Source organism: Myxococcus sp. CA039A, assembly GCF_013336645.1.
Classification (GTDB): Bacteria; Myxococcota; Myxococcia; order Myxococcales; family Myxococcaceae; genus Myxococcus; species Myxococcus llanfairpwllgwyngyllgogerychwyrndrobwllllantysiliogogogochensis.
On record NZ_JABUMQ010000363.1, the window covers coordinates 1 to 10,457 of the forward strand.

A 10,457-nucleotide genomic window follows, 5' to 3' on the forward strand; every position below is an offset into this window, starting at 1 on the left:
GCCGCGGACGGGGCCGCCCGAGCGAAGCTCCCGGCTGGTGGACAGGGTGCTTGAGCCCCCTTGGGGTACACGCCTGCCCAGGCCGCGCTCCCATCAGGTGAGTGGCAGGAGCCTGGGCCTGTGGGCTGTCTTGAGCCGCAACACCACAATGCCTGGGGAGTCCCTCGTGCCGGTGCCAACCTCGTACATGCCGTACGCTTCCGGTCTCCCGATGCAGCAGCGGCCCCGGCTGACGGTGGCCTCGCCAATGCCCAGCAGGCGGGCAATCTGCCCGTACGTCAAGCCCTTCTCCTGGAAAGCCCGGACGAGGGTCTGCCGCAGCTTCTCCGGCGTGGGGAGTCCGTCATTCATCCCCATGCAGATCAGCCCCTTCCGATCACCTCAACTGCGTCCCGGGTTAGCGCGCGCTCCGTGTGGTCTGGCGTATCAGCGCGGTGCAGTGCCCGTAGATGCATCTGATTGTGGCGCGCCCGTAGCTGCCGCAGGCTGCAATGCTACTTCGGGCTTGGTGGAGGACTGAGTATCGTTATGAGATGGCCCTAGCTTGCCAGCAACGTAGGTCCCGTGGCTGATGCCCATCAACAAGAGTAGTTGGGGACTGATCTCAGGCAGAGTAAGGGTTCGGATCGCATTACTCAGGACCATTGCTGCCACTGCTACGGTCCAAAACAGCATCTGAAGCTTGAGTAGGCTTGGAGCATCATCTTCATTGAAGATGTCGATAAGCTGAGGGGCTCGGCTACCCTCCGCTTCGCGTCTCTGCTTTCGTTTCGATTCATTGATGCTCGTTGCAGCCACTACGGACGCGCCAGAAATGCCCAGTAGAATAGTGATGCCTTCGTTGAGTACGAGCATTTCTTTTCGAACTAAGAATACATATGCAAACACACACCCGATAATCATTACCCAGATAAAAGCCTGGAGCTTGGAGAGGCTGTAGTAGCGTGCAGTTCCGTTGTGAGTCTCAATAAAAATGAAGGGGTTGAATTGGCCTGTCTTTAGGCGTCCAACCAAGCCTGCCATGAGGAACAGAAAGCCAATTGGAATTGCTGCGAAGCCGAATGATATTAAACCGGAAACGACCTTGATCGACGGCAGCGAGGTCGTACGATCTGCCACCCGCAGCTCCAGCTCATACTCGCGATCGTCCTCCAGGCCATTCGGGAGTAAGGCCTCGATTGAGAGTTGGTTCAGCGTGAAGGAGGTGATGCGAATATGCGAGGCTGGGAACTCAGCCCATTCGGGACGTGGGGCTATGGCTGGTCGGATGTAGAGCCGCGGCGGCGACTCGACAGAGGCCGAATGCGCGCCACTTACAGTTACCTGGATGGCGCCCGATGCCAGCATGCGACGTGGTGTGACATTTACCTCGGACAGAGGAGTTGCAATGCTCGCTGTAGCTAAAAAGATTCCAACGATGGCTGCGCAGCTTAATAGCTTCATTTGCCCCCCAAGAATGCGGCTTCGAATTGGTGGCCATCAAGGCTAGGCACTAAGCGCCGCGTAAGGCAGGGTACCGCCAGCCGAGATCGAACTGCAACTGAGGGGCGCTATGCTCTCGAAGGTAACCCGGGACGCAGTTGAGGTGATCGGAAGGGGCTGATCTGCATGGGGATGAATGACGGACTCCCCACGCCGGAGAAGCTGCGGCAGACCCTCGTCAGGGCTTTCCAGGAGGAGGGCCTGACGTACGGGCCCCCTGTGTCAGGGAAGAAGTCGCCTCGGCAGAGGTGCCGAGCTGACCACCCGAAGGGGGCGAGTGCAGGCGGTTGAAGTGCCGTACACAGACGCATTCAAGGCGCAGATGGTGAAGCGGATGATGGGCCCGAGCGCGGTGAATGCCTCGACACTGGCCCGGCAGGTGGGAGTGTCCCAGCCGACGCTGTCGCAGTGGTTGCGCGCGGCGAATAGGGTAGCGGCCATGACGCTCCCGTCCGACGAGAAGAAGCCCGCCCCGGCCCCTGGGCCCAAGAAGTGGACGCCCGAGGAGAAGCTGCGCGTGCTGGCAGCGGCCCAGGAACTCAAAGGCGAGGAGTTGGGGGCGTTGCTGCGTGGAGAGGGGCTGCATGAAGCGCAGCTGCGGGAGTGGCAGCAGGCGGCCGCGGGGGCGCTCTCAGGCACGGCGAGCGAGCCGCTGCCGGCCAAGGAGCGCAAGCGGCTGGCCGCCGCCGAGAAGCGGGTGAAGGAGCTCGAGCGGGAGCTGCACCGCAAGGAGAAGGCGCTGGCGGAGGCGGCGGCGCTGTTGGTGCTCGAAAAAAAACTTCAGGCGATGGGGTGGGACGAGAGGCACCTGGCCGACGAGGACGACGCAGCGGACGAGAAGAGCGAGAAATGACGCTCGCCCACGTCGACGAGGCCCTGGCGAAGGGCGTGTGCCTGGATGCCATCTGCGAGCGGCTCGGGGTGGCCCCGCGCACGATTCAACGCTGGAGGAAGCCCGCCACGGCGGAGGACCGGCGGTGCGGACCGCATACCCGTCCGGCCAACCGGCTGTCGGAGGTGGAGCGGCGCCGAATCCTGGCGGTGGCCAACAGCGAGGAGTTCCGGGACGCCTCGCCCAAGCAGATTGTCCCCAGGCTGGCGGACCAGGGCGAGTACGTGGCCAGCGAAGCGAGTTTCTACCGGGTGCTGCGCGAAGCGGGGCAACTGGCCCACCGTGGCCATGCCAAGTCCCCCACGCCCAGGCCCCGGGCCGAGCACACCGCCACCGGGCCGAACCAGGTCTGGAGTTGGGATATCACCTACCTGAAGGGCCCGGTGAAGGGCGCCTTCCTCTACCTGTACCTGGTGGTGGACGTCTTCAGCCGGCGAATCATGGGCTTCGCGGTGCATGAGGAGGAGTCGTCCGAGCACGCCTCGGTCCTCATCCGCCGCTCTTGGCAGGAGGCGGGCTGCCCCGAGGGGCTGGTGCTGCATTCGGACAACGGCGGCCCGATGAAGGGCGCCACGCTGCTGGCCACCTTGCAATGGCTGGGCGTCACGCCGTCCTTCAGCCGGCCCCGCGTCTCGGACGACAATGCCTTCTCCGAGGCCCTCTTCCGCACGCTGAAGTACCGCCCCAGCTTCCCCCGGCGGCCCTTTGCGTCCACCGAGGTCGCGCACGAATGGGTGACGCGCTTCGTGGATTGGTAGAACACCGAGCACCGACACTCCGCCATCCGCTTCGTCACGCCTGACGACAGGCACTTCGGTCGCGAGGCCATGCTGCTGACTCGACGCCACCAGGTGTACCAGCGCGCCCGAGCCCGTCACCCCGAGCGCTGGAGCCGCGTCACGCGCAACTGGACGCCAGCAGGCCCCGTCCGTCTCGGCCCCTTTCCGAACCTCTCCCCGGCCGTGCAGGAGATGAAGCGCATCGGCTGACCCCTCTCACGCGACATCTACCTTGACGCTCACCGCTATTCGCCGCTCGCAACCACTGCGACAACGTCGGTTGGGACACTCCTACCTGCCGGGCCAGTGTCGAGGCATTCACCGCGCTCGGGCCCATCATCCGCTTCACCATCTGCGCCTTGAATGCGTCTGTGTACGGCACTTCAACCGCCTGCGCTCGCCCCCATCGGGTGGTTAGTGCGTGTACCGGACCATGGTGAGCACCGATTCCGGTCCAAGGTGAGCACCGATTCCGGTCCAAGGTGAGCACCCGTTCCGGGCAAGGTGAGCACCCTTTCCGGGCATGGTGAGCACCCGTTCCGGGCATGGTGAGCACGGGCGGAGGCGGCCCACGGAGTGTTGACGGCACTGGGCAGCAGGGTCTCGCCTCCATCTCCTTCGAGGAGGTGGAGATGGCCCAAGAGAGGCTGGCGGTGCGCAAGTTGAGAGAGGTGTTGCGATTGCGGTTCGCGTCGAAGCTGTCGACGAGGAACATCGCCACGAGTCTGGGCATCGGGAATGGGACGGTGTGCGAGTACCTGGGGCGAGCGCGGGTAGCAGGGGTGGGAGGTTGGCCGCTGCCGCCGGAGCTGGACGACGACGGGGCGCTCACCGCGCTGTTCTTCCCAGACGAGGGCAAGGCGATTGCGCACCGGCCAGAGCCGGACTGGGCGCAGGTGCATCGAGAGCTCAAGCGCAAGGGGGTTACGAAGCTGCTGTTGTGGGAGGAGTATCTGGCGGCCAACCCGGGTGGGTACCAGTACAGCCAGTTCTGCGAGCGGTATGGGCGCTGGCAGTCCGTCCTCTGCGTCACCATGAGACAGGAGCACCGGGCGGGCGAGAAGCTCTTCGTGGACTTCAGTGGGGATGGAGTCGAAGTGGTGGACGGCGACAGCGCAGAGGTGCGAGTCGCGAAGCTCTTCGTCGCCACGTTGGGGGCCAGCAGCTACACGTACGTCGAGCCCGTCTATTCCGAAGACCTGGCCACCTGGGTGGGCTGCCACGTGCGCGCCATGGCCTTCTTTGGCGGAGTCCCGGAGTTGGTGGTGCCGGACAACCTGAAGTCCGGAGTCACGCACGCGCACCGCTACGAGCCGGAAGAGAACCCCACGTATGCGGACCTGGCCCGTCACTACGGCTTCGCCATTCTGCCAGCACGTCCTCGCCGCCCGCGAGACAAGGCGAAGGTAGAGGCAGCGGTGCTGGTGGCGGAGCGGTGGATTCTGGCCGTCCTGCGAAACCACCGCTTCGGTGGCCTGCAGGAGGTGCGCGAGGCCGTCCGGCCGTTGCTCGAGAAGCTGAATAACCGCCCGATGAGGCATGTGGGGCGCTCGCGTCGCCAGTTGTACGAGGAGCTCGAGAAGCCCGTGCTGAAGGCCCTGCCGCTACACGCCTACGAGCTGGCCTTCTGGAAGAAGGCGCGAGTCCACCCGGACTACCATGTCGAGGTGGAGGGGCACCTGTACAGCGTGCCGTACTCGCTGGCGCACAAGCAGGTGGAGGCCCGCTACACGGAGAGGAGCGTCGAGGTGTTCCTCGGGGGGCGTCGGGTAGCCAGCCACGTGCGCAAGCACTCCAAGGGCTACACCACGCTGAAGGAGCAACTGCCCGCCAGCCACCGGGCCCACGCGGAGTGGACGCCCGAGCGGCTGCTGACGTGGGCGGAGAAGACGGGCCCCTCCACGGCCGCGTTGGTGCAAGGCCTCATGGAGCGAAGACCCCATCCGGAGCAGGGCTTCCGAGGGGCCTTGGGTGTCATGCGATTGAAGGACAAGTACGGCGAGGCGCGGCTGGAGAAGGCGTGCGCCAGGGCCGTGCGCCACCGGGCCTACAGCTACAAGTCCGTGGCCGCCATCCTCCAGCACCACCTGGAGGACGTGCGGGAGGAGCACGAGGAGAAGCCGCCCCTGCCCGCCCATGAGAACGTGCGCGGCCCCCACTACTACCACTGAGCTACCTCGCGCACGCGGAGAGGAGCACCGCCGCCACCTACCGCGGTGGAGCCTCTTCCATGCGCGGACACTTCCCGTCTGGTGCGAGGCCTCGGTCCCCCGCACCCGGAAGGGGCCCGCGCGCCAAGAAGCGCGCGCGGGCAAGCCCCCACATGACCGACATGAGGAACAAACCCAATGCTGGTGGAACAGACGCTGGAGAAACTCAACGGGATGAAGCTGCACGGGATGGCCTCGTACCTGCGCGACTGGTTGGCGAGGCCAGGGGAGCGAGACGTCAGCCCAGCCGACCTGGTGGGCCTCTTGGCCGACGCGGAGTGGATGCACCGAGAGAACAAGAAGCTCTCCTCTCGGCTGAGCGCCGCGCGCCTGCGACAGGCCGCTGCCTTGGAAGACATCGACTACGGGCACGCACGTGGGCTCGCCAAGACGCAGGTGATGGAGCTGTCCACCTCGAAGTGGGCGGCAGACAAGCAGAATGTGCTCCTCACCGGGCCCACGGGCGTCGGCAAGTCCTTCCTCGCATGCGCTCTGGGACAGAAGGCGTGCCGGGATGGCTACTCGGTGGTGTACCGACGGGCCTCACGTCTCTTCGATGAGCTCGCCCAGGCGCGCGCCGATGGAACCTACTCGCACCTGCTCAAGCGCCTGGCCAAGGCTCAGGTGCTCATCCTCGACGACTTCGGCCTTGAGCCGCTCGGCGCTCCAGAGCGCAAGGAGCTGCTCGAAGTCCTCGAGGACCGCTACCGACTTTCGAGCACCGTCGTGACATCCCAGCTTGAGCCGAAGGACTGGCACGCCGTCATCGGCGACGCGACGCTCGCCGACGCAATCCTCGACCGCCTGGTCCACAACGCCCATCGTATCAAGCTGGGCGGAGAGTCCATCCGGTACGTGGAGACAAATTTGACGAAGGGTCGGAAGCAGGCCAAGGGATGAATCACCCAGCGTCACTGACACTCCGACCGCTCGCCATCAGCCGGAATCGCTGCTCGGCTTGAGCCGGAACGAGTGCTCACCATGACCGGAATACGCAGGTTAGCTCGGCACCTCAGCCGAGGCGACTTCTTCCCTAACACAGGGGGTCGGCGCCTCCACTCCAGCCGCACCCTCAACATGGCTTTCATCTTGCCCATATGCTGAACCATAGTTCCTGAGTAGTGGGTACTCGGTCTTACGTTGACGCACATGGTGAGGCTTCAAATGAATCGCGGCAAGGCTATCCGGCGCATGGGTACCTAGCACCCCAGGACACACCGTCAATGGGATGCAGCACCTATCTAAGTGATAGGCATCCACCCCTCCCATCAAGTTTCTTTCAAAGAGAGTCGCCTAGCTCAGCCGAAGGGCTTTCCATCTTTCATGAACGGGGTCCTTCTGGCTTTGCCTAGAATGGATCTTCCATTAATCCAGGAGCGTCGAGCGCGGCAGGAGAACCAGATTCCGGACGAAAGAACGTAGTCGAACGTCTATCAGCACACCAACTTACGGCTCAGTTGCACTACAGCCCGTCACTTCCGGATGTAAGCGTGTCTATTCCTCAAGATCACCTGCTCTGGTCCTATCGGTTGGCAAAGTTCGAGCTAGCGGCGGACCGGCGATGCACTGGCCGCCTGAATCTTGCTCGGTTTGAACAAAACTTGGCAAAGAACCTAAGTTCACTCGTCGAACGCGGTCTCACCCCCGACCGAATCTTTCGCTCGCTCGATGTGGGCTGGGTGTGGCTTAGACCCAAGTCAGTAAATCGGAAGCGCAGTGCCGCAAATGGAACCTCGCTCGTTTCCATTCCTGAGCAAGTGGACGACCACTCTATAAGCTCGATGGATGTTCGGGTTCTACTCGAACCCAGTCCTGAGTTCGCCATTAGTGAGGTCTTGTGGCTTCGAGCCTTCGGTCCGGCACTTGATGCGCTATTAACACCAACGTGTCTCGCAAATCGCCTAGAAGTAACTGGAAGCCCGGCTCAAATCCATACAGCAGGACGCAGGATCTATAAATACTGGGTTCCAGCATATCGATCCTTTCGACAGACCGCTCTTACCGAAGCACGTAAACTTTTGAAGCAAGAAGGGGGACGGTGCATTCTTGCCGCCCTCGATCTGGCAAGTTACTACGATCATATCGATCCCAGTTTCCTGATTGAAGACTCGTTTGTGGCTGAAGTCAGGCAAGCCGCACTTGCGCAAAAGATCCTCTTTATCCCCCAAGACTACCTCAACGCCACTCGTGGACTCCTCGACGCATTCGCTCGCTTTCGGGCGCTCGTCGGAAAGACAATCGGAGTAGTGCCAGAGATAGGGATTCCCATTGGGGCACTAACTGCCCGACTCATCTCTAACCTCGCCCTTTGTAACCTCGACAAGTCCATAGCCGAAAGACCCGACATTGCACATTACGGGCGGTACGTGGACGACATCCTGATTGTGCAACTGCCGGGGAAGGCCACAGCCAAGACACAGGCAGAACAAATATCAAGCCTGCTCCCATTGGCTTCCGCCAACCCCAGCGGCACTCACCACACCCTGAGCGATAACGTCGTCAGAAGAAGCGGCTCTCTATTTCAAATCCAAGCCGCGAAGCTGCGAATATTCGAGCTTCGAGGGACGCAAGGACTTGAATACCTTGGGGCTGTCGAAAACGAACTGGAACATGTATCGAGTGAGCGCCGACGCTTCCTGGATCCACGAAGCGAACAGCTGCAACATGTTGTGTCGGCCTCGCCGGGAACCGAGCCAATTCGCGCTCTCCGTGAAGCAGACGCTTTGAGTATTCGAAAGTTCGCCGTGGGGGCGATTTGCGAGAAGGTTGTGACGGCAGCAGCAATGCTTTCTCGCGAAGAATCCAGAAAGTTTTCTCGATCCCATCTTGGCAGAGTTGGTAGGCTATCTACTGATTGGTCGCGATGGGTAGACCTGCTAGACCAGTCGACCCGCATCTTTGCTGCAGCGCTGATAGCCGGTGATGCCGAAACGGCCAATGAAGTGCTTGAATCCTTGTTGATTCGAATCAACAGCTTGAGAGGCCCTCGCGAGCGCTCTCTCAATCTAAGATGGAGCGGTCGCAAGCTCACTGCAGCCCGCGCCAAGAAGAACCTACAAACATGGATCAGAAATCTGCTCATAGAGACCATGTGTAGCGCAGCCCCATTCAGCAAGCTCGACTTCAACTACAATGGCGTCGGCGCGCTGGAAAACGGGCTTGATTTCGGCAAGGAGTCGATATCCCGCGGGTCGCTTCTTCTTTGGGCTCAATTGCTGTCGAGCTCGGACCTGAGAGCTGTTGATCGAGAAACTGACCATTATGTTGGTTCCGCGCTTGAGCAGCGCCCGGAGGACGCTACGAGGCCCCTTGAGTCAGAAATCGCCGCATTCCCTTCCGGATCGGAACGCGTCATGCGGCTCAGAGAATTTATAAATGTCTGCAAGACGGCGAGCGATCCAGTCTATCGAGGATTGAGTGAAATCGAATTACTGCTACTCGCTCGGCCTCCGCGATATGTCGACATAGTCATGCGCTGGCTTCGGGCAGAGCAACCACTCTTCGATCTGATCCATGTGATTAACGCCGTTCGAGGAACAAGATATTTCGCGCCCGTAATGCAGGAGACCGACAATGGTAGAGTGGTCGCGATTGCTAATATGTCTCCTTTTTCGCCACCACGCCGATCGCAGCTTGTTCTCGGAAACCTATGCACCGACGAACAGTGGGGGAAGAACTCCCTCTCAGTTCCCACCTTGAGCATTGAGAGACAACGACGCCTGTCGCGCGTCCTTAATCAAGCAATTGACGCAGCGGGTCGAGCAAAACAGCGAGGAGTCTCTACCTTGCTGGTCTTGCCTGAGCTTGCATTGCCTCGACAGTGGCAGCGAGAAGTTTTTCACCATATAGGCAAGAGCGAGCCAAGCCTCTCTGTTGTGACCGGAATTGAGTACGATGTTGTCGATGGCTTGGTGTTTAATGAGGCAGTTGCGTTTCTGCCTCGACCATTCATGTCTGCGGCGGGATGGATATGGACCAAGCGTCGTCCGGCGCATCACGAGGCGATCGACCTTAAGAAAGCGGGGTTCAGCTTCTCAACACGCTCCAGGGAGCGCCGATTTACCGTGTTAGACTGTGAACACGGGCGATTCTTGCCACTAATCTGTAGCGAATTGCTCGAAGTAGATACCAGGTCAGAACTACTGGGACGCATAGATCTATTGCTCGTGCCGGCCTGGAACCAAGACACGGCAAGCTTCGAGCATCTAGTTCACTCTTCGGCACTGGAGCTACATTGTTTTGTTGGCGTGGCAAACAATGGGATATTTTCGGATTGCCGTGCTCGCGGCCCATACGCTGAACCGTGGCGGCGAGAAGCCTCTCGCCTCATCTCTCGAGGTGAAAACGAGACTGTGGTCGCAGAACTCCCCATCGATTTATTGCGGCTATACCGGAAGGATCCCGTCGACTATGACCGCCGAATCGAGAATGATGAAAGGCTACCTGCATGGAAACCTATGCCACCCGGGATGGAATGGATCGACAATAAGGACGTCCCGCACCCATCAAAGAAAGAAGCGCATGAGGAGCCGCTCAAGCCAGCTCTACCCTTAATCACGGGACAGTAGTTTCCGCAGTGCGTTTGGTTATGTTTCTTGTGGGCAAACCAGTGCTGTCTAGTGATGCAGGCTAGAGTGGTGACCTGCCCTCACGGATGTGACCAAGTCGTATTAGGCCACGGGCGTGGACAGGGGTTGCCCCCGCCCCGGGTGGGCGCTTTCGCGTTGTCTGCGGCTTTGACGCAACCGGGCACAGGCCCCACCGCGCCTGATTCATGGAGGGCACAAGATACTCCCGAACGAAGGCCCCCTGCTTCGCCGTCAGAGCGCGCGACGCGTGAGCCGGGCCATCCAGTTGTCCTGGGTGCCGGGGTGCATGCCGGTCACGACGCTGAGTATCGATGCCAATGTGGACCGCGATTGCCAGCACCACGACCCCCCTGTGTCAGGGAAGAAGTCGCCTCGGCGGAGATGCCGAGCTGACCACCCGAAGGGGGCGAGTGCAGGCGGTTGAAGTGCCGTACACAGACGCATTCAAGGCGCAGATGGTGAAGCGGATGGTGGGACCGAGCGCGGTGAATGCCTCGACACTGGC

At 61.2% G+C, this 10,457-nt stretch carries 6 protein-coding genes and 1 pseudogene; 4 read left to right on the forward strand and 3 right to left on the reverse strand.

The window, feature by feature from the left end; translation table 11 throughout:
* Positions 1-93 precede the first annotated feature (93 nt).
* Both HR086_RS39750 and HR086_RS39755 read right to left on the reverse strand, forming a co-directional pair.
* Positions 94-351, reverse strand: coding sequence for a helix-turn-helix domain-containing protein (locus HR086_RS39750; protein ID WP_174468213.1), 258 nt, complete (start codon positions 349-351; stop codon positions 94-96).
* A 75-nt stretch (positions 352-426) separates the two neighbouring features.
* The gene (locus tag HR086_RS39755) at positions 427-1,443 is read right to left on the reverse strand and encodes a hypothetical protein (protein ID WP_174468214.1); all 1,017 of its coding nucleotides are present in this window, start codon (positions 1,441-1,443) and stop codon (positions 427-429) included.
* Positions 1,444-1,774: 331 nt separating this feature from the next.
* On the opposite strand from HR086_RS39755, the pseudogene HR086_RS49850 reads away from it, so the two are divergent.
* Positions 1,775-3,363, forward strand: a pseudogene (locus tag HR086_RS49850) (IS3 family transposase).
* Here the strand turns inward: HR086_RS49850 and HR086_RS49855 are convergent.
* Positions 3,272-3,886, reverse strand: coding sequence for a transposase (locus tag HR086_RS49855; RefSeq protein ID WP_373564410.1), 615 nt, complete (start codon positions 3,884-3,886; stop codon positions 3,272-3,274). The pseudogene HR086_RS49850 and the gene HR086_RS49855 sit on opposite strands and share 92 nt — an antisense overlap.
* On the opposite strand from HR086_RS49855, the gene istA reads away from it, so the two are divergent.
* The 3 genes from istA to HR086_RS39785 all read left to right on the forward strand — a co-directional run bounded on the left by istA (position 3,786) and on the right by HR086_RS39785 (position 9,931).
* Positions 3,786-5,324, forward strand: coding sequence for an IS21 family transposase (gene istA, locus HR086_RS39775; protein WP_174468218.1), 1,539 nt, complete (start codon positions 3,786-3,788; stop codon positions 5,322-5,324). The genes HR086_RS49855 and istA overlap by 101 nt on opposite strands.
* Positions 5,325-5,501: 177 nt before the next feature.
* A complete protein-coding gene (gene istB, locus HR086_RS39780; RefSeq protein ID WP_174468219.1) occupies positions 5,502-6,263 on the forward strand; it encodes an IS21-like element helper ATPase IstB in 762 nt (253 codons plus the stop codon).
* A 590-nt stretch (positions 6,264-6,853) separates the two neighbouring features.
* Positions 6,854-9,931 carry a reverse transcriptase domain-containing protein gene (locus HR086_RS39785; RefSeq protein WP_174468220.1) on the forward strand — a complete coding sequence of 1,026 codons (3,078 nt, stop codon included), beginning with the start codon at positions 6,854-6,856 and terminating at the stop codon, positions 9,929-9,931.
* Positions 9,932-10,457 lie beyond the last annotated feature (526 nt).